Raw genomic sequence first — 19,379 nt, 5'->3', positions numbered from 1 at the left:
ACCAAAAAGTCGTCCGCTATCAGATCACGGTGTTCGATTTCGGAAAGAATTCTACCGCAGATTTCAGGATAAATCTGCAGTAGAAAAAATTTAAGACTCGAGATATTTAAGATTTTAAGACTCTAAATATTCAACGATCCCATCACGAATAGCTGTGAAGGTTTTTACCAGTGTTTCTTCATCTTCTTCCAGTAACGTCACGCGGAAGCCTTGCAACTCGGAACAGAAAGATGAAATCGGAACAACACAAACGCCTTTCGCTGCGAGCAGATGATATACAAAACGCTTGTCGAGGGCTATATCTGTTTTAGGTGAGCCATCCGCATTGTTTACCCAACTGCTTACCAGTTTACTGATTTGTTCATTGCCGATCGCCAGTTTTTGTGTTGGCTTCAAACTTCCATCGCGGAAAATAATCGTGTTATAGAATGCTCCGAATGTTTCATTAAATGTAAGCTGCGGAACGGTGCTAAGTATATCTGAAATGATCTTGCTCCGCTTTCCAATATTCCGATTTGTTTCTTCGCGGTATACTTTGAAGCGCGGATCACCAAAGATCTTCGGTATAGTTAACTGCGGAAGTTTAGTAGAACATACTTCAATCATCTTGGCATTATCGAGTGCCTGGCAAAATCTGTTGAAGTCCTCGTCTTTATCACGATTATAATATTCCATCCAGCCACAGCGTGAACCGGGCCATGGTAATTCTTTTGAGATACCCTTCATGGATATACCAGGTACATCTTCAATGATCTCAGCAAGAGAATATGCCCGTGCTCCGTTATAGGTTATGTTGATATATATCTCATCTGCCAGGAGGAACAAGTTAAACTCTTTGGCAATCTCAACAATCCGCTTCAGCGTTTCGAGCGGGTATACCATCCCCGTAGGGTTGTCCGGATTGATAATGAGTATACCGACCACGTTGGGATTATACTTTACCTTGTTGTACAAATCATCCAGATCCGGATACCATTTATTATTCGGATCAAGTTTATAGGTAAGCGGTTCATGCGCAGCGTGTGCAGCTTCAGCACTGGAGTGTGTTGAATATGCAGGTGATGGACCAATGACGCGTGACGTTCGTGAAATGAACTGATATGCTTTTGATATAGCATCGCCTAATCCGTTGAAGAAGCAAATATCATCTGCTGTAATCTGTACACCACCCATGGCGTTGGTTTGCCTGGCCAGGAACTCACGTGTCTCCAACATACCCTTCGATGGGCAGTAGCTATAGGTATCATCCTGTTTCATCATATCAGAAATGATATCCTTAATCCACTGCGGAAGTTTATGATGCTTCTGAATCGGGTCACCAATGTTCTCCCACGTGATGTTTACACCAAGCTTCTTTAGCAGATCAGCTTTCTTCACGATCTCGCGGATCTCGTAGCTCAGCTCCTTTGCACCTTCACTTAATAACTTCTGTCGCATGCCTTAAAATTTCAAAAAGCGATGTTGAGAGTTTTGCAGGAAGGATTCAAGAAGAATCACTAAAAAATTTTTATAACAAGTGTTTGGTAGCGGGATGTCAGATCAATCAAAGACTTTTAACTTATTCTAAAAGTGCTGAAATCATATATATAATTACCAAGGGTTAAAATCAGAAGCGACAATCTTACAATTACATCAATGAATCACTCATCATGAATTACAATGGTTACTCTTGAATAATTTTTTAACCACTCTTTAGCACACACCAGCGATGAGTGCATAAACATTATTTTCGCACCAGGCTCACTACATTTTCTACGTGCATGGTATGCGGGAACATATCCACCGGCTGCACAGCAACGATAGTATATTTCTCAGAAAGCATTTTCAGATCGCGAGCTTGTGTTGCTGGGTTGCAGCTCACATATACGATCTTCTTCGGCTCAGCCTTTAGTAACATTCTGCATACATCCTCATGCATACCGGCACGTGGAGGATCGGTAATAATTGTATCGGGTCTTCCATGTTGATCCAGGAAATTATCATCGAGAAGATCTTTTATATCCCCTGCATAAAAATCAGTATTGCCAACGTTGTTGATCTGTGAATTTACTTTTGCATCCTCAATAGCAGCCGCTACATATTCAAGTCCTATAACTTTCTTTGCCTGCCCGGCAACAAAGTTTGCAATGGTACCGGTGCCCGTATATAGATCGTATACCAGTTCATCGCCTTTTAACTCGGCCATCTGCCATGCAATCTTATAGAGTTCGAAAGCCTGATCGGAGTTGGTTTGATAAAATGATTTCGGACCAACACGAAACTGAAGTGTTCCCGATCCATCGGGCTTCGGCATAGATTCCGTTATATAGGGATTGCCTTTCCAGCAAACTATATTCAAATCGCTGAAGGTATCATTCTTCTTGCCGTTAATAACATAATTGAAAGAGGTCACTTGTGGAAAATCTTTTTCGAGTCGATGTAAAATCTTTTCGATCCATTCCATTTTATCATAGGTCACTTGCAGAATGATCATCGTCTCACCTGTATTCGCGGTGCGAATGGTAACGGTGCGTAGAAATCCAATTTGCTTGCGCAGATCAAAAAACGGGATCGATGATTTAACAGCTTCGTCTCTCACTGCAAGACGTATAGCATTGGAAGGATCGGGTTGCAGATGACATTCCTTTACATCAAATACTAAATCATACTTACGTGGAATATGATATCCCAAGGCAACATCATCTGCAGTGTGTAAATCTTCAATCCAGCCATCAGGTGATTGCGCTTTGCGCGTAGCAAGCTCCTCTTTTGTTAACCAACGTTGCGCAGAAAATGTATAGTCAAGCTTGTTGCGATAGAACCTTGTTTTCGTGGATCCCACAATTGGGTTAATAGCAGGAAGCTCAAGCCCCCCGATTCTTTCGAGGTTGTCGACTACCTGTTTTTGTTTGTATAGCAACTGCGTTGCATAGTTGATATGTTGCCATGAGCAACCACCACATAAACCAAAGTGTATACAAAAAGGAGTTTCGCGGTCGGCAGAAAATTTCTTAACAGCGGTTACGGTTCCTTCCAGAAAACTGCTTTTGATCTTGGTGAGCCGGGCGTCTACAGTGTCACCAGGTGCTCCACCTTGTAAAAAGATCACTTTTCCTTCAATGTGCGAAACGCATTTGCCTTCAGAAGCCATGGTTTCAACGACAAGATTTTCGATTACGTCTCCTTTTCGCATAAGGGCGCAAAAATACAAAGCCGCGGGGGTTTTTCGCCTCATCCTGATTCTGTATATTTAATGTCTTGCCGAAACGTATGAAAAGATCTTTACTGTTGCTGACATTATGCGTAGTGACGTTTCCTGTCATCGCTTCCCACATAGTGGGTGGAGAATTTGAAATACGGTATATATCCAGTAACCGCTATGAGGTGAGGCTCATCCTGTACTTCGATCTTCAAAATGGTAATCCGGGTGCACAGGATGATTTTGCAAATGCGCGCATTTTCAGGAAACGCGATAATCGCTTCATGCAAGATGTATTTCTTCCTTTGGATAGCATCTCACGAGTTTCCTATACTCAACCCGAATGTTCAAACGGTGAGATTCAGACTAATAAATTAATATATAAAACAACGGTCACATTTTCTGATAGCCAATATGGCGATGCCCAAGGATATTATATAGTGTGGGAAAGATGCTGTCGTAACTATAATAGTAAAGGACTTATCAATATTGTAAGTGCTGAACCTCCACCCGGTGTGATTGATTATCCTACGGCTGCAGGACAAACTTTCTATCTTGAATTTCCCCCGGTAGTAAAAGATGGCAAGCCCTTTATCAATTCAACACCACGGTTGTTTCCCCCTCTTAATGATTACGCTTGTCCTAATAAATTTTACTATGCAGACTTTGCAGGAACAGACGTTGATGGCGACTCGCTCGCATACACCCTTGTCACTCCGCTAAACACGCATACTGCCGAAGCAATTCCTTCGGCAGGTCCGGCTTCGGCACCCTATCCATTAGTAACGTGGCAATCACCCTTTAATCTTACAAATATAGTTGGCGGTGCACCCGATCTTAAAGTCACTTCCGATGGCTTGCTTACAGTAACCCCTACGTTGCAAGGGTTGTTTGTATTCGCCGTGAAATGTGAAGAGTATAGAAAAGGTGTAAAGCTTGGTGAAGTAAGACGTGACTTCCAGATGCTGGTAGTCGATGCTTGTCCGGTGGCAGACCCTCCTCAGATACTTGGTAAGAAATTAACCGATGGAAGTTTTACGTATGATAAAACGATGAACGTTACTTTCAGCAATACGGTAAGCGATGCAAATCGCTGCATCGAAGTACAGGTATCTGATCCGGATGCTTTGAAAAGTTCAGATGGATTTATGGAGAACGTTACCATCAAGGCTATCCCGCTAGGTTTTAAAAAAGATGTGAGTGGTATATTACCTTCTATAACTTCGGTTACACTTACATCAACAAACCCCACAAAAACATTTCAGATCTGTTTTGACGAATGTCCATATATAGAAGGGCCTTTTACCATTGGCATTGTCGCATTCGATGATGCCTGTAGCCTTCCTTACTTTGATACACTAAAAGTACTGGTGAATATCACGCCTCCTGTAAATCACAATCCATATTACGTTACCTCTAACATTACTTCTTCCATCACAGAAGGTTCTGCATTGCGGAAGTGGCTGATCAAAGCAGTTGATGAAGATTTTGATGTGATGACACAAGTGATCGTGCCTGGTATAGGTGTAGATTTAGCCAGTGCTGGCATGAGCTTTAAATCATTGGGGCAGGTAGGCGATACGTTGTTTACAGAGTTTACCTGGGATCCACGCTGCGATGTATATAATTTCACCAGTCGCACAAATTTTGATATCATGCTTCAGGTGGAAGATAAAGATGACTGTAACTTCAATCATCCGGATCAAATGAAAATAAATCTGAACATTCTTCTTCCGGGTAACAGCAAGCCAATAATTTTCTCACCAGAGCTTACCAACAACAGTCCATTGATTGATACTGTAAACCTTGAAAGGAAAGTAAATGAATCACTCACCTTCCATGTTAATGGACATGATGATGATAAAGATAAAATTGTATTAACAGGTACTGGTAAAGACTTTAGTTTAGCAACATACTCTATTACTTTTCCGGGAGACGCTGATGTCGAGAACGTAAGCTCTTTGTTTACCTGGAATATCACCTGCGATAATGTAAACCTGGATGCAAAAGATGAGTTTACATTTCATTTTATTGTAAGCGACAATGAAAACAAATGTCGTTTTCATTATTCCGATACACTCGTAGTGAATGTTACGGTTACTCCGCCTGATAATACAGCACCGGAGTTATTTATATCGAGCGTAAACCCGGAGCTTCTGCTTAGCACTGACAATCATCTCGCCGTAACGCTCGGACAACAAATTGATCTGAGTTTGAATGGGTTTGATTATGACACTTCGCCCCACGCCGATCTTTTACAATTGAAGTTGCTCTCCGCTACAGGCAACGTACAGCCAGAAGGATATACCTTTGCCGATGCGGAAGGACTTGGCAATGTACAAAGTCCGTTCACCTGGAAGCCCGAGTGTGATATTTTCACCAACGGTGTATATGAAAATGACTATGTCTTTACATTTCTGGTTTCTGACAACCGATGCTTCAATGAGAAGGGCGACACGATAGATGTAAACATCAAAATAAAAGATGTTGACGGAAGCGATACCGAGTTTCTTCCTCCCAATGTTATTACACCCAATGGCGATTTAAAAAATGATTTCTTCGCGATGATCAAGCGCGATGCCGTTACCGGTGAACTGAAAAACATTCTGCCACTCGATAATTGCACTGGTCACTTTGAAGGTATAGTAATCTACAACCGTTGGGGTCGCGAAATATTTACCAGTGCCGACCGGGAGTTTAAATGGTACGCACCGGGAGAAGCCTCCGGTATATATTACTACCTTATCAAATATTCCAACAAAGAATATAAAGGTGTAGTGTCTGTTTCGTATTGGGATGATGAATCACAAGCTCAACGGTAAAAGATTATTTTCTTTTACGTAAGCCGTTTCACCTTTCCAAAGAATTTTTATCCAAACATCTTTCTTTCCGATAACCTCTACACGGTGCCCCGATTCAATTACTGAAACAACGGTTGCCCCAGGCGATGGGCCATCCATTATATACGTGTTGGTGTTCGCGATAATACCGTTCGAAACTTTTTCTCCGGCAGTGTTATGTACAACCAGCAGCACGAGAATAATCGCGAGCCCGGTAAGCGAAGGCCATATTTTTATTTTTTTTCTTTTGAAATAAAAACTCAGACTTAAAAGAAATAATGCAATGGCCATCAATGCAATGCCTACCGGCCAATGATAATCATTATAAAAATTTAAAAATCTCCCGGTATCGGTTTGTTCATACCCTGCCAGGTTGTGCTTATCTGCAAGCTCTTCCATCTTTTCGAGTACGCTCTTATCGTTTGTTACATTATAATAGAGGTTTAGATAGTAAAGAGCCTCCCCGGTTTTATGTAATCCTTCTTCTATGTAGGCCATTTTCAGCAACATGGCAGGTGTATACTGCTTCTGAGCAAAGATTGCCTGGTATTGTTCGAGCGATTGTACGTAACGCTTCTCCTTAAAAAGAGAATCGGCTTGACTTAATCGGTGCGTAGAAGCCTGCGCAAAAGCCGAATAACCAGCACAAAAAATATTTAATGAAAGAATGATGAGAAATTTTGAAACGCACCTTTGCATATATTTCAGATTGGATTACCTTTGTGCCCTCAATTACGGGAAAAACCGCAAAATTGACAAGATTCCGTAGCTCAGCTGGTAGAGCAATACACTTTTAATGTATGGGTCCTGGGTTCGAATCCCAGCGGGATCACTCCAAAAGCCAGATGCAAGCGCATCTGGCTTTTTTTATTTAAAAAAATTCTGAAAATATTTTTTTTAAATCATTCCTGAAGCTGATAAAATACCTCTGACTTTCATTTTAAGCTTAAATTTTTTTCATCTGAAATAAAATTGTCAACCATGATGATCGGATAGTTACCCACAATTTCAGATGCGTCCTGTCAAACTAAACTTTTATCCTATCGTGCAGAGTATGACACCCGCTACTTTTGTTGGCAGATAAAAAATAAAATGTATGAACGACCACTGGCGTGATAAATGGAATGACAGGTATAGTGCTGCAGAATATGCATTCGGTGAGGAGCCCAACACCTATTTCAAACAACAACTGGAAAAGTTAACGCCCGGAACAATACTTTTTCCTGCGGAAGGTGAAGGACGCAACGCAGTATATGCAGCAAAACACGGCTGGACCGTTTCTGCGTTCGACATCAGTTTAGAAGGAAAGAAGAAAGCGCTACGACTTGCAGAAAATTATAATGTGACCATCGATTATCAGGTTGGCGAATTACAGTCATTGAATTATCACGATGAACAGTTTGACGCCATTGCATTAATCTATGCACATTTCCCCGCAGATATTAAATCTTTATACCACAAAACGCTGAGCAAATATCTGCGTAACGATGGTATCATAATCTTCGAGGCGTTCAGTAAAAAGCATATTGACTATAATTCAAAGAATGAAAAGGTTGGCGGACCAAAAGATATAGCATCGCTATTCTCCACAGACGAGTTAAAGTCCGATTTTGAAAACTACAATATTATCGAACTTACAGAAACCGAAATTGAACTTGCCGAAGGGTTATATCATAATGGGCGAGGTTCTGTTATCCGCTTTGTGGGAAGGAAAAAATAACTCAACCTATACACATCATCAATGGAATACAGATAACCTATTCGGTTATACTTTATGATCTATTTTTAAACAGACCAGTGTTCAGAAGAAACAGCACTGCAAATTCAAATTCACACGGCACTTATATCACCTATAACACACTATCAGATAAATCTGTAAATAGACTTATCTTTGCAGTAAATGTTAATGCAATGACTGAACGAGAACTGCGTAAATTGGAAGGTACTATCCGTACTAAAATGGAAGACATCAGGCAACAACGTGTCAGCCTGAAAGACTCGGGTATTGGGTCGTTGATGAACTCCCTGAAGAAAGCAGACGAAGCACTTTACGAAAAGATTCTCCCCGAGTATAAAAAGATGGCCGCAGATTATAACATTTTCAAATAGATAAAATATTCCTGCTCTTTACTACGCAAAACACTTTGAGTATACAAAAGTAGGTTTTGAAAACCGGCAACAGAAAAGCCACACGACCTCCTGACTGGAGCTTCGTGTGGCTTTTATAATTATATACTGCGCTATAACAATTACGCAATCCTGGGGGCATCCACTTTTAACATTAGTCGAATTGTTAATACAGAGTTCGTGATCATATTATTAGTGGCATCTATACTAGGAGCATGGGCCGGTTATGCATGGTCGAGCACCATCATGAGTAATATATGGCGCTACTACAAAACAGTTGACGTATATACTTTCGCTGCATCTATAGGAGTACTGCTCGCGGTTTGTGGCGTAACCATCGGATATAAGATATATTCAATAGCCATTATGGACCCGGTTAAGACGCTGAGTGACGATTAGTACACTATATATATTGAGAATCTCGTGTCTGTTTGTAATAGCTGAAAACAACGATGCAAGCGCAGGATGCTACTGCTAAACACAGTAACATGATGGCTATAAAGTACAGGCGATCTGTGATGTGATAGTCCTTATTATAGTATTGGTTCAGGAATTTTACGTGATCGTCTGCGGAATGCAAGTATGTATTATCATTGCACATCGTGGCATATAGATGATGGTCACCATACTTTTGTACAACCAACAAATAGTCAACACCTGTCCATAATATAGCGCCACAAGGGCCACCACCCTGTCCTGCAAAGATTTTCTGTGTGCCTTTAAGATTCCCCTTGTAAGAAAACTCAATCTGTATCATGAACGAGTGATCAAGATAAAACTCTCCACAGGTAATAGGATCTTCTTTTTCTGCAACAACTCTCGCGACAACAATATCAAAAGCACAATCAGCTTCATACACAATACCTCTGGAAGGGCATTGACATGCATGAGTGCCTGTAGCAGGAATAATAACCAGTAAAAACAATAACTTCAACTTCATAACCTTCCAGGCAATCTTCTGCGATATGTAATTACAAGAACCCCTGTAAGTCACAAGACCTTCCGATATAAGGCTTGCAACAGAATGTTTAAAATGGATCCTGGATTCGAGGGAAACAACATTAGCCGTATGCTTCGCCAGTGCAACTATCTAACACTCTGTTTCTGAGTTATTTCCATTGCCGTCAGAAAATTTTTAAAATATTTTTCGTGAAGATGTCCAATTCCTGAAATGTCAGTCATTGTAGGGGTGTAAGTCAAAAACATCACTAACAATTTAAAAAAACAAAAACATGGAACAAAGATTAAATCCCCATCAAAAAGGTCTGCCAGCTTTGAAAGCATTGTACAGCGTAGGCGCCTATCTTGCAAAATCATCGATCGAACAACCGCTGTTGCACCTGCTATATTTCAGAGTATCGCAGATCAATGGCTGTGCATATTGCCTCGACATGCACTCCAAAGATTTACGCGCAGGCGGTGAAACGGAGCAACGCCTATATATGGTAGCAGCATGGCGCGAAGCCATCGTCTTTACCGATCGCGAACGTGCTGCACTTGCCTGGGCAGAGGCTATCACGAAGATCACAGAAGGCCATGTACCAAACGAAGTATATGAAGAAGCCGTGAAACATTTTTCTGAATTGGAGTTGATTGATCTAACGATGGCCGCCACCGCTATCAACACCTATAATCGCATTAATATAGCCTTCCGTGTTCCTGGTGGAACATATAAAGTAGGGCAATATGCATAGACAATATAGAAAGGCTTTAACTACACGTTAAAGCCTTTCTATATTTGCAGAACATCGGCCAAAGCCTATAAAAATCAGGTATATATTTTATACATTCACAGCAAAATTAAACAGCATAATGAAAGAATTTGCGTTAATATTTCGTCAGCCAAGTTATGACTATAGCAGCGTATCGCCCAAGGAAATGCAAGCTCTCGTGGAAAAATGGAAGAACTGGATTGGTGGTATAGCAGCACAGGGAAAATTAGCCGGCAATCCTGTGCGTCTGGGAACAGAAGGAAAAGTACTGAAAGCAGGGGGCGTTGTTACCGATGGTCCATTTGTAGAGATCAGAGAGCGGCTCGGTAGTTTCATCATCGTAAAGGCAGAGAACCTTGAAGAAGCAACAACACTGGCGCACGGCTGTCCTGCTATAGATGCGAATGGCAGTGTTGAGATCCGCCCTATATTTGAATAACAAAACCGTCATCTTTAGTATAAATAGAAACCCACTCTTTCACTAAGAGTGGGTTTTATTGTAGCGTATATGGACAGCGAATACGAATCTTTAAAGCATTTATTCCAGCACGAGTTTTCCAAAATGGTTGCTGTTATCAGTAAACAGTTTGGGTTACAGCACATCGAACTTGCAGAAGACCTGGTAAGTGAAACATTCATGTTGGCAACTGAAACCTGGGGACTGAAGGGTATGCCTGAAAATCCAACGGCATGGTTATACGCAGTAGCCAAACAAAAAGCACTTTACCATTTCAGAAGGAATAAAATTTTTGAGAAGAAGATTGTCCCGGAGCTGTCCATCACACAGGAAAGCAAAGAGGAACCAGAAGAATTAAATTTTTCGAAAGAGAACATTCGCGATAGTCAGCTTCAAATGTTGTTCGCTATCTGTACGCCTGCCATTGCCAGTGAAGCACAGATTGGGTTGGCGCTACGCATTCTCTGCGGTTTTGGCATCGATGAAATTGCAGAGTCATTCTTGTCAAACAAAGAAACCATTAACAAAAGATTATTCAGGGCGAAAGAGAAATTGCGCGAAGAAAAAGTGACGATGGAGTTACCCCCGGAAGGTGAAATACCGAACCGCCTCGATACTGTACTGCACATTATATATTTACTTTTTACTGAAGGATATTATTCCAAAACACAAGACCAGATTCTGAGAAAAGATTTATGTGTGGAAGCGATGCGTCTTGGCATCATGCTTACCGAGTATACATTAACCAACCTTCCAAAAACAAATGCCCTTCTAGCGCTTATGTGCTTTCATGCTTCACGCTTCAGTGCGCGGCAAACCGATGAAAACTCTTTGGTGCTATATGAGCAACAAGACGAAACATTGTGGGATATAGCGTTGATCAACCAAGGCATGCATTTCCTTAACCTCTCTGCGCAGGGCGATGAAGTAAGCGCCTATCATTTGGAAGCACGCATTGCGTACTGGCATTGCATGAAAGAAGATACAGCCGAAAAATGGGAAGATATACTTCAACTCTATGATCAGCTCCTGCTTGTTAACTATTCACCCAGTGTTGCGCTTAACAGAACTTTCGCATTATACAAAGCCAAAGGCGCGCAGGCAGCCTTGGCTGAAGCAGAGCAACTGAACCTTGAAACCAACCACTTCTATTTTATACTGCTGGGTGAACTCTATAAAAATATAGACAACGAAAAAGCACGACTACATCTACAAAAAGCGTATTCATTAGCTAAAACTGCTACCGAAAAACAGGGGATAGAAGAGAAGATAAATAATCTCCCGATTAACAAAGCAGTGAATTAATGTAACTGTTAATCCTGGTTTTAATTTAATTCGCAACTACTATCTTATAATGTAACTCCTAAATCTAATCGCTGAATCACATTGCTTCAAGGCTACAGAATACTGAACTTGCAGGTATTTAACCTTTAAGGATAATACAATTTTGAAAGCTCTGTTTCCGTATCAAAATTATTCTCTTGTTAACCTGCCAAAAGAAACATGGAAAGATATTCCTGCTTTTGAAGGACTCTATAAGATCTCCAACTATGGTCGTATTAAATCACTTCCGCGTGAAACGGTGATGAATACGCCACAAGGAGGTTCCTATACTTCGCAGGAGAAGATCAGGAAATCAAAGCTTGAGGTGAAGCTTAATAAAACGATTCAACAAAATCTATATACTGTAATCATCACGTTGTACCTTGACGGAATAACGTATCACTACTCTGTGCCGCGGCTGGTATATAATATTTTCAACGAGCCTTTTGACCTGGATGATAAAACTATATTTATCTCCTATAAAGATGGTGACGGACGCAATACACATGTAGACAATCTGGTAAAGTCGGATATCAGCACAATCAAACTTGCATCCTATAAAAAAGGCAGAGCGATTAGTCACCTCACCGTTTTAAGTAAGCCTGTTACACAATTTGATATGGAGGGGAACCCAATCGCGAGTTTTCCAAGCATGTATGAAGCCGGTAAGATAACGGGTTTCGGCGGACGCAACATTGCCGAAGTAGTGAGCGGCAAAGTACACATGTATAAAGGATTCTTCTGGAAAGAAGGTATACACAAGCGTAAGCTGAACCTTGGAAAGATCGAACGCAATGTAACGCGTGAGACTATACATACAAGCCTGAAGAAACGTCTGCGCCTACGAAATATTGATCCAGACAATCTTCCTCCATTCTTAAATCTGTCAACAGAGTCGATGCCCGGAGAGCGTTGGAAAGATGCACCCGGATATGAAGGCCTCTATAAAGTATCGAACTACGGCCGCGGAAAAGCGCTTCAGAAAATAACGTACGGCAAGCAACAGAAGTGGATGCCCGAGCAAATTCAAAGGCTCACGGTTGATTTCAGGATCGATGCCAAAGGTAAAGAAGTACCCGGCAGTACATTTGTGTGCATGGCGAAGGAAGGCAAGAAACGGGTTGTATCCATTCCGCGATTAGTATATTATCTCTTCGTAGAAAAATTCGACCTGCATGACGCCAACTGGCGGATATACTATAAAGATGGGAACTCGTTGAATTTAAATGCAAACAACCTGTTGCTAAAGCGTGGCGTTTGGTCATTCAGCAATATCAAAAAGTCGATAGCCAAGAAATGAAGCTCTTCTTTTTCAACTTCTAATTGTCATTGTCGAACATAAAAAAGCAGCAGCGCTATAGATCAGCGCTGCTGGTTTTTATTTCTTTTCAATCTATACTATAGTGCCTATTTCTTAAGATACTCCAGCAGTTTTTCAGCCACACCTTCAGATGATGCAGGGTTTTGTCCGGTGATTAACAAACCATCTGTAACAATGAACGGTTTCCAATCATCACCACTTTGATATAGGGCACCATTCTGCTTGAGAACATTCTCCACCAAAAACGGAACTATATCCTGGAGTTTCACGCCTTCCTCTTCTGAATTTTTAAAGCCTGCTACTTTTTTGCCCTTCACTAAAAAATCACCGTTTTTATCTTTTACATTTTTAAGTACACCTGGTGCGTGACATACAAATGCTATAGGTTTATTGTTTGCGTAGAACGATTCAATCAACTTGATAGAATTCTGATCTTCTGCCAGATCCCACAGCGGACCGTGACCTCCCGGATAAAACACGGCATCAAAATTCTTTTGATCAACGGTTTTCAATACAACCGAGTTTTTCAGTTTCTCCTGTGTTTTAACATCGCCTTGAAAGCGTTTTGTTGAAGCTGTGCTATATTCTGGCAAATTACTCTTCGGATCTATAGGAGGCTGGCCACCTTTCGGTGAGGCGATGGTTACATCAATACCCTGATCTGTCAGGCTATAATACGGCGTTGCAAATTCTTCAATCCAGAAACCGGTTTTTTCACCCGTGTTTCCCAATGCGTCATGTGACGTTAATACAAATAGAACTTTCATCTTTTTAAGTTTTGAATTTTTTGCCGATTGATTCGGATGTGATTGTGCGTACCCTGAAAGAATATTTAATAACATTATTCCCGTCAGGAAAATTTTAAGTGCTTTTTTCATAAAATATATATCTGATAACGGTACAAAGATGAAGCAAGATAACTTCCTACGAGAGGAGCTAGGTCACTAATATAAAGTGATCTACATCACATCCTGCCCGGCATTGAAACGACTGAGCGTTTCGCGTGATACACCCAGGTAAGAGGCGATCATTTTTTTAGGAACACGTTGTAACAACTGCGGGTACTGTTCCAGCAACTGGTTATAGCGCTCTTCCGCAGAATTTTTCAAAAGCGATACAATTCTTTTCTGCAGCGCCACATAACCAAATCTCTTTTTAACATTCCAGAAATGTTCCATCGCGTGCATCTCGCTGCAGAGTTTGTCAATGTTATCCATCGTAATGGAAAGCAACTCCGAATCTTCAATGCAGCTAATATAAAACTCCGACTTCCCTCTGCTGTAAAGTGCAATGTAATCCGACACCCACCAGTTCTCCATGGCGAACTGAAGGATGTGCTCCTTGCCATCGTCATCCAGACAATATAGTTTTAAGCAACCTTTCACAACCCAGTAGTTACTTTTCACTTCATCGTCTGCCTGAATGAGAAACTGATGCTTCTGTCTTTTTACGGGAACAAAATGACGCATAACATATTCAAACTCCTGATCGGAAAGTGCAGGTATAATTTCACGGATATGTTTCTTCAAAAGTAAACTCATGCTGTATGCTCCTGTAATTCAGATTTTTCCCGCCCTTCAACAACAAATCATTTCTTAACAATTACAAATAAAATCAAATTGAAGATAACAAACTCAGGTTTAGCAGCAGTTTAATTCTGGTAAATTCCAAGTGATTAGCAATCGAACCGCCATACCCGAAAAAAGTTTTGAAAGTGCTATATATATGTATTTTTATTTGCTGCGATCTGCTAGTATTGTATTCCCTGTTACTGATAACAGACCCTCAAAAGTATGCCTCCTGCTACCCTGAAACTACTCATCCTCGTATGTGGTCTCGGCCACATTGCGCTAAGCATCGGAAGTCTGGCTATACCAAAAGCCCTGCAATGGAATATGCATCTTAAAAATCTGCAGCCACTGCTTCGCCAAATGTTCTGGACGTATGCAGCCTATATCCTGGTGATCAACCTCAGCTTTGGCGTTCTCTCCCTGATCGCTGCCGATGAGCTCATCAACAAATCTATGCTGGCGAAAAGCATCACGTTATTTATCAGTATATATTGGCTGGCACGAATCGGTATACAATTCTTTTACTTTGATAAAACAAACGCCCCTAAAGGAATCATTTATACAGTGGGAGAATTTGCACTCATTACGCTGTTCGCGCTTTTTACCATCGTATATTTTGTAGCCTTCCTATATAACCTTTCATGGATATAACACTCGTCTGTTTAGTAGCCTTTGGCTTATCGCTTTTATTGATCGGATATTTTTTGCCTTTCTTAAAGAATAAAACCACTGCAAGAATAATAGTCTGGTCGCTGGGTATAATTACTGTATTCTTTTCAGCGGGTATCACTGCGGAAGAATCAGCATTGTATAGAATGATCGCCATTGTTTCTCTACAACTATTGTCAATGAAGGCGGTTGTTATGGTTGAAACATATTCCGGTAACATGGGATTGACGTTCATTCAATGGTGTGCATTCTCGCTCGGGTGGTTTGGCATGCGGCCGGTGCTGTTTGAAAAATTCCCTTCACCGCCTTTACCCTATATTTCCTTCATAGTCACCGGAATATCCCGGATTGCCGTGGGTATAGTACTACTTTATATTTCAGTATATATAGAAAGAAACTTCATCAACCTATATTATGCGTCCGCGCTGGCACTGCTGGTAGGGCTAAGCATGATTTTGCATTTTGGTATCCTGAATTTATCGGCTGCATCATGGCGATTGTCTGGTGTTGACGTGAAAGAATTGTTTCGCTCGCCCTATAAAGCTTCTTCTTTGAAAGAGTTCTGGGGGAAACGCTGGAATATAGCGTTCTCGGAAATGACTTCGCTCATTATTTACAGACCACTTAAAAATTCCATTGGACCAACACCTGCTATGCTGGCAGCATTTCTACTCTCGGGTATATTGCATGAAATCGCTATATCCTTTCCTGTAAATGCAGGATTCGGTTTGCCGTTGCTATATTTTGTAATTCATGGTATCGTTATGTACGCTGAAGGTGAAATACCGTTTGTGAAGAGAATTATAGGGCACCGGATTTTATCACATGTTTGGGTGATGTTGTGGCTTATTCTGCCGATGCCGTTGTTATTTCATGCACAGTTTATTAAATATGTGTTGGTGCCTTGCCGTGACGCTATTTTAAGCTTGCTGCCATCGTTGGGCGTGTGACTCCGTATCCATTTCACAAGAACGTTGTGAGTAAAAAAATATTGATTATTTTACGTCTGTCTTGGACTGACTGGTGCTGAAAGGGATCGTTGATCGTAAGTGAATAACTCTTAACAAATAACCTTTAAAGGCAAAAAATCAAACTATATCTATATTTAAAGAACAAACCCCTCATGAAAAAGATCCTCGTTGTAATTGTGTTAGCCGCTATAAGCGTTCACTCCTTTGGTCAGGTGAAAGAAATCTCCCGGAACTGGGCATCTTTTGTGCAAACTGCCGATGCATCTTTTCTAAAGAAGAAAGTGAAATTCAAAATTTCTGCATCTGCAAAAATAATTACCGCAGATACCTCTGCGTCCGCAGGCCTTTGGGTACGCGTAGATAATAAAAATGGTGAAGCCGGCTTCTTCGATAATATGAACGACAGGCCTATCAAATCCAATGAGTGGCGCACCTATACTATTGAAGGTGAAATGGACGCCAATGCTGACAAAATAAATTTCGGTGGTCTTTGCGTCAACAATGGTAAATTCTATTTTGACAATTTCGAATTCTATGTGCAGAACGATGCCGGTAAACTTCAAAAGGCTCCTATAAAAAATGGCAGTTTCGAAATGCCTGCAGCGAAGAATATAATTCCGGAGTGGAACGAAGGCACAAATCCACTCGCTCCTGTACGGGTTAAAGAATTTACAATTGCTTCCGCCAACGAGGGCACACAAGGCAAGCTATCATTGCTGTTGGAAGGCAAAGGTATAGTGCGCGACACCACCTACCTCATCGGACCTGTAAATGGTTTTTCACCACAGATCGGCACACTGGTAACCATGCTGAACAACCTCAGTTCACGTGTAGAGTCGGCAGTGCGTTTGCTCAACCAGCAAGAGACCGATCACCTGATGGATGATAAGGCAAATTCAATCGGGGCGTTGGTGATGCACCTGGCTGCGGCTGAAGCATACTACCAGGTATATACTTTCGAGAACCGCGAGTTTAACGAAGAAGAAAAAAAGAAGTGGGATGTAGCCTTGAACCTTGGTGATGAAGCGCGCCAGCAATTCAAAGGACACGACATTGAGTATTACCTTGCTATATATAAAGAGGTTCGCCAAAAAACGATTGAAGAGTTACGCAAGCGCAATGACCAATGGCTTGCACAGGAACGGCCGGGTTCAGATATCAACAATCACTTTTGCTGGTTCCATGTTATGGAACATCAATCGAGTCACCTGGGACAAATTCTTTTAATGAAGAAGCGTTTGCCTAAACGGACGGAGAAGCAGGAAATCAAAGTTGAGAGAAATCACTGAGTAAATAAGGCGTTGGATAAACCTATATAAAATTGGTATACAGGTTAAAAGGTTGCATTTGCCATTGCAAAGAAAGCCACTGACTACGGTGTGTTTCTAAAAAATATTTACCTTGCTGGTCTATGAGGTATACGGGAAGGGTTACATCCAGATTTTTTTTATTTATAGTACTCTGTGTAAGTTTTACGAAATGTAATACGTGCAGCTGCCCGGTATATTTCCAGGTGGCCGGGGCATCGCAGGAATCTACCATCGTATTAGACCTGGATGAAGGAGAATTCAACGAAACCTTCAAGATCAGCAAAGGCACTGTAGATCCTAAAAAACCGATGAAGTTAAAGGGCGGCTATTGCACTTCCGATAGTCTGATAAAAGTCAAATATACTCTCAACGGTCAGGACACAGCTTTTGTCGTAAACCGGAATCAAGTGAAAGGATGCTTCTTGGGAGACAAGGTTAACAAGAAGCCTGGCGTATTCTTCGAGCCTCGTAAAAGTGATACTCCTAAATAATTGATGTCGTATTTGGTTTGGTGAAAGGCTAAATTGGGTTATTTTCGTTTGATTTATAGCCTGAATGTATTTTGCATTATCTGCGTTCATCTGCGAGTTCAGTGGAAAATTTTCTCCCGCAGATTTCACAGATTAACGCAGACTTTAATTTTAGTTGATCTATAGCCTGAATGTATTTTGCATTATCTGCGTTCATCTACGAGTTCAGCAGGAAATTTTCTCCCGCAGATTTCACAGATTAACGCAGACTTTAATTTTAGTTGATCTATAGCTGAATGTATTTTGCATTATCTGCGTTCATCTACGAGTTCAGCAGGAAATTTTCTCCCGCAGATTTCACAGATTAACGCAGACTTTAATTTTAGTTGATCTATAGCCTGAATGTATTTTGCATTATCTGCGTTCATCTACGAGTTCAGCAGGAAATTTTCTCCCGCAGATTTCACAGATTAACGCAGACTTTAATTTTAGTTGATCTATAGCCTGAATGTATTTTGCATTATCTGCACTCATCTGTGAGTTCAGTGGGAAATTTCTCCCCGCAGATTTCACAGATTAGCGTAGACTTTAACTTAAAAAGTTTTACTCCTAACCCTTGCCCTAAACCCAACCTCATGAACTTGTTTCAATTATTCCTAATGCTGCACATTGCTGGCGGCACAGCCGGACTTATTACCGGAACAATCAACCTGGTACGAAAGAAAGGTGACAAGAACCATAAACTTGTCGGCAAGATTTTTACTTATGGTATGTTGATCGCTGGTGTATCTTCCCTGGTGCTTTCGGTGCTTCACCCCAGTTACTTCTTGTTTATTGTAGGCGTCTTTACCATTTACCTGGTGGGCACCGGCAACCGCTATATATACCTTAAAATGTTAGGCGTTAATCAACAACCATTGCTTTTAGATTGGGCTATAACAATAGGCATGCTGATCACGGCCGTTCTATTTATAGTGACAGGCGTTATTCATTTGGTGAATCAAAACAACTTCGGAATCGTGCTGTTGATCTTTGGTGTACTCGCTCTACGCTTCACTAAAACGGACATTGAAAATTACCGCGGCAAAGCGCGCGTAAAGAACTATTGGCTACTGGTACATTTGCAGCGTCTTACCGGTGCATATATAGCAGCGATCACTGCCTTCCTGGTGGTGAACGCAAAATATGCTCCGGTTGAATTGCCTCCGGTACTGGTCTGGCTCCTGCCTACTGCTATACTTCTGCCACTCATCATTACGTGGAGTAAGCGCTATAAGATTGAAGTAAAGACTGCCGACCGCTGATATATACCTGCGCGCTCGTTTGATCTTAAGCATACAGTAATGTTCTGCTGAACAACGTGAAGACACAATGGAAACACCTCGCTGAAATCTATGACCGATAAATTATGATGTCATAACGTATTCTGC

General features: G+C 41.2%; 19 protein-coding genes and 1 tRNA gene. 14 read left to right on the top strand and 6 right to left on the bottom strand.

All coding sequences use genetic code 11. The features are described from left to right. Nucleotides 1–114: 114 nt before the first annotated feature. The gene (locus tag B5Y40_RS17965; protein WP_079688160.1) at nucleotides 115–1,437 is read right to left on the bottom strand and encodes a pyridoxal phosphate-dependent aminotransferase; all 1,323 of its coding nucleotides are present in this window, start codon (nucleotides 1,435–1,437) and stop codon (nucleotides 115–117) included. Between the two features lie 286 nt (nucleotides 1,438–1,723). Next, on the bottom strand, nucleotides 1,724–3,172 hold the full coding sequence (gene rlmD / locus B5Y40_RS17960) for a 23S rRNA (uracil(1939)-C(5))-methyltransferase RlmD (protein ID WP_079688159.1): 1,449 nt from the start codon (nucleotides 3,170–3,172) through the stop codon (nucleotides 1,724–1,726). 77 nt (nucleotides 3,173–3,249) lie between these two features. On the opposite strand from rlmD, the gene B5Y40_RS17955 reads away from it, so the two are divergent. After that, nucleotides 3,250–6,000: a T9SS type B sorting domain-containing protein gene (locus B5Y40_RS17955; protein WP_079688158.1), complete on the top strand. Its 2,751-nt coding sequence runs from the start codon at nucleotides 3,250–3,252 to the stop codon at nucleotides 5,998–6,000. Here B5Y40_RS17955 and B5Y40_RS17950 read toward each other — a convergent pair. After that, nucleotides 5,983–6,717, bottom strand: coding sequence for an SH3 domain-containing protein (locus tag B5Y40_RS17950; protein ID WP_079688157.1), 735 nt, complete (start codon nucleotides 6,715–6,717; stop codon nucleotides 5,983–5,985). The two genes, B5Y40_RS17955 and B5Y40_RS17950, sit on opposite strands and share 18 nt — an antisense overlap. A 60-nt stretch (nucleotides 6,718–6,777) precedes the next feature. Here B5Y40_RS17950 and B5Y40_RS17945 point away from each other — a divergent pair. The 4 genes from B5Y40_RS17945 (at nucleotide 6,778) to B5Y40_RS17930 (ending at nucleotide 8,544) form a co-directional block, all read left to right on the top strand. Next, nucleotides 6,778–6,850, top strand: a tRNA-Lys gene (locus B5Y40_RS17945). A 264-nt stretch (nucleotides 6,851–7,114) separates the two neighbouring features. Further along, complete coding sequence (locus B5Y40_RS17940) at nucleotides 7,115–7,738, top strand: class I SAM-dependent methyltransferase (protein ID WP_079688156.1); 624 nt, start codon at nucleotides 7,115–7,117, stop codon at nucleotides 7,736–7,738. Between the two features lie 191 nt (nucleotides 7,739–7,929). Then, nucleotides 7,930–8,127 carry a hypothetical protein gene (locus B5Y40_RS29395; protein ID WP_143785805.1) on the top strand — a complete coding sequence of 66 codons (198 nt, stop codon included), beginning with the start codon at nucleotides 7,930–7,932 and terminating at the stop codon, nucleotides 8,125–8,127. Between the two features lie 198 nt (nucleotides 8,128–8,325). Next, the gene (locus B5Y40_RS17930; RefSeq protein ID WP_079688154.1) at nucleotides 8,326–8,544 is read left to right on the top strand and encodes a hypothetical protein; all 219 of its coding nucleotides are present in this window, start codon (nucleotides 8,326–8,328) and stop codon (nucleotides 8,542–8,544) included. 4 nt (nucleotides 8,545–8,548) lie between these two features. Here B5Y40_RS17930 and B5Y40_RS17925 read toward each other — a convergent pair whose 3' ends face one another. Continuing rightward, the gene (locus tag B5Y40_RS17925) at nucleotides 8,549–9,085 is read right to left on the bottom strand and encodes a hypothetical protein (RefSeq protein ID WP_079688153.1); all 537 of its coding nucleotides are present in this window, start codon (nucleotides 9,083–9,085) and stop codon (nucleotides 8,549–8,551) included. Between the two features lie 292 nt (nucleotides 9,086–9,377). On the opposite strand from B5Y40_RS17925, the gene B5Y40_RS17920 reads away from it, so the two are divergent. From B5Y40_RS17920 to B5Y40_RS17905, 4 genes are all read left to right on the top strand, one after another. Continuing rightward, nucleotides 9,378–9,839 carry a carboxymuconolactone decarboxylase family protein gene (locus B5Y40_RS17920; protein ID WP_079688152.1) on the top strand — a complete coding sequence of 154 codons (462 nt, stop codon included), beginning with the start codon at nucleotides 9,378–9,380 and terminating at the stop codon, nucleotides 9,837–9,839. A 118-nt stretch (nucleotides 9,840–9,957) separates the two neighbouring features. Then, the gene (locus tag B5Y40_RS17915) at nucleotides 9,958–10,296 is read left to right on the top strand and encodes a YciI family protein (RefSeq protein WP_079688151.1); all 339 of its coding nucleotides are present in this window, start codon (nucleotides 9,958–9,960) and stop codon (nucleotides 10,294–10,296) included. Between the two features lie 69 nt (nucleotides 10,297–10,365). Then, nucleotides 10,366–11,619: an RNA polymerase sigma factor gene (locus tag B5Y40_RS17910; protein WP_079688150.1), complete on the top strand. Its 1,254-nt coding sequence runs from the start codon at nucleotides 10,366–10,368 to the stop codon at nucleotides 11,617–11,619. Between the two features lie 142 nt (nucleotides 11,620–11,761). Beyond that, nucleotides 11,762–12,937, top strand: a complete 1,176-nt coding sequence (locus B5Y40_RS17905) for an NUMOD4 domain-containing protein (protein WP_079688149.1) — start codon at nucleotides 11,762–11,764, stop codon at nucleotides 12,935–12,937. A 107-nt stretch (nucleotides 12,938–13,044) separates the two neighbouring features. On the opposite strand, the gene B5Y40_RS17900 is transcribed toward B5Y40_RS17905, so the two are convergent. Both B5Y40_RS17900 and B5Y40_RS17895 read right to left on the bottom strand, forming a co-directional pair. Continuing rightward, nucleotides 13,045–13,725 carry a type 1 glutamine amidotransferase domain-containing protein gene (locus tag B5Y40_RS17900; protein WP_221408958.1) on the bottom strand — a complete coding sequence of 227 codons (681 nt, stop codon included), beginning with the start codon at nucleotides 13,723–13,725 and terminating at the stop codon, nucleotides 13,045–13,047. Nucleotides 13,726–13,917: 192 nt separating this feature from the next. After that, nucleotides 13,918–14,499 (bottom strand): Crp/Fnr family transcriptional regulator, encoded by a 582-nt coding sequence (locus tag B5Y40_RS17895; protein WP_079688147.1) that lies wholly within the window; start codon nucleotides 14,497–14,499, stop codon nucleotides 13,918–13,920. A 252-nt stretch (nucleotides 14,500–14,751) separates the two neighbouring features. On the opposite strand from B5Y40_RS17895, the gene B5Y40_RS17890 reads away from it, so the two are divergent. From B5Y40_RS17890 to B5Y40_RS17870, 5 genes are all read left to right on the top strand, one after another. Beyond that, nucleotides 14,752–15,180, top strand: coding sequence for a hypothetical protein (locus B5Y40_RS17890; RefSeq protein ID WP_079688146.1), 429 nt, complete (start codon nucleotides 14,752–14,754; stop codon nucleotides 15,178–15,180). Then, nucleotides 15,171–16,148, top strand: a complete 978-nt coding sequence (locus B5Y40_RS17885; protein ID WP_079688145.1) for a wax synthase family protein — start codon at nucleotides 15,171–15,173, stop codon at nucleotides 16,146–16,148. The genes B5Y40_RS17890 and B5Y40_RS17885 overlap by 10 nt, the downstream gene beginning before the upstream one ends. Before the next feature lie 173 nt (nucleotides 16,149–16,321). Continuing rightward, on the top strand, nucleotides 16,322–17,458 hold the full coding sequence (locus B5Y40_RS17880; RefSeq protein WP_079688144.1) for a mycothiol transferase: 1,137 nt from the start codon (nucleotides 16,322–16,324) through the stop codon (nucleotides 17,456–17,458). 122 nt (nucleotides 17,459–17,580) lie between these two features. Next, nucleotides 17,581–17,970 carry a hypothetical protein gene (locus B5Y40_RS17875; protein ID WP_079688143.1) on the top strand — a complete coding sequence of 130 codons (390 nt, stop codon included), beginning with the start codon at nucleotides 17,581–17,583 and terminating at the stop codon, nucleotides 17,968–17,970. A gap of 614 nt (nucleotides 17,971–18,584) precedes the next feature. Then, the gene (locus B5Y40_RS17870) at nucleotides 18,585–19,253 is read left to right on the top strand and encodes a DUF2306 domain-containing protein (protein WP_079688142.1); all 669 of its coding nucleotides are present in this window, start codon (nucleotides 18,585–18,587) and stop codon (nucleotides 19,251–19,253) included. Nucleotides 19,254–19,379 lie beyond the last annotated feature (126 nt).

The organism is Ohtaekwangia koreensis (assembly GCF_900167975.1).
GTDB classification, from domain to species: Bacteria; Bacteroidota; Bacteroidia; order Cytophagales; family Cyclobacteriaceae; genus Ohtaekwangia; species Ohtaekwangia koreensis.
The sequence above is the reverse complement of the archived record's forward strand: the minus strand, read 5'-3'. Positions and strand labels throughout refer to the sequence as shown.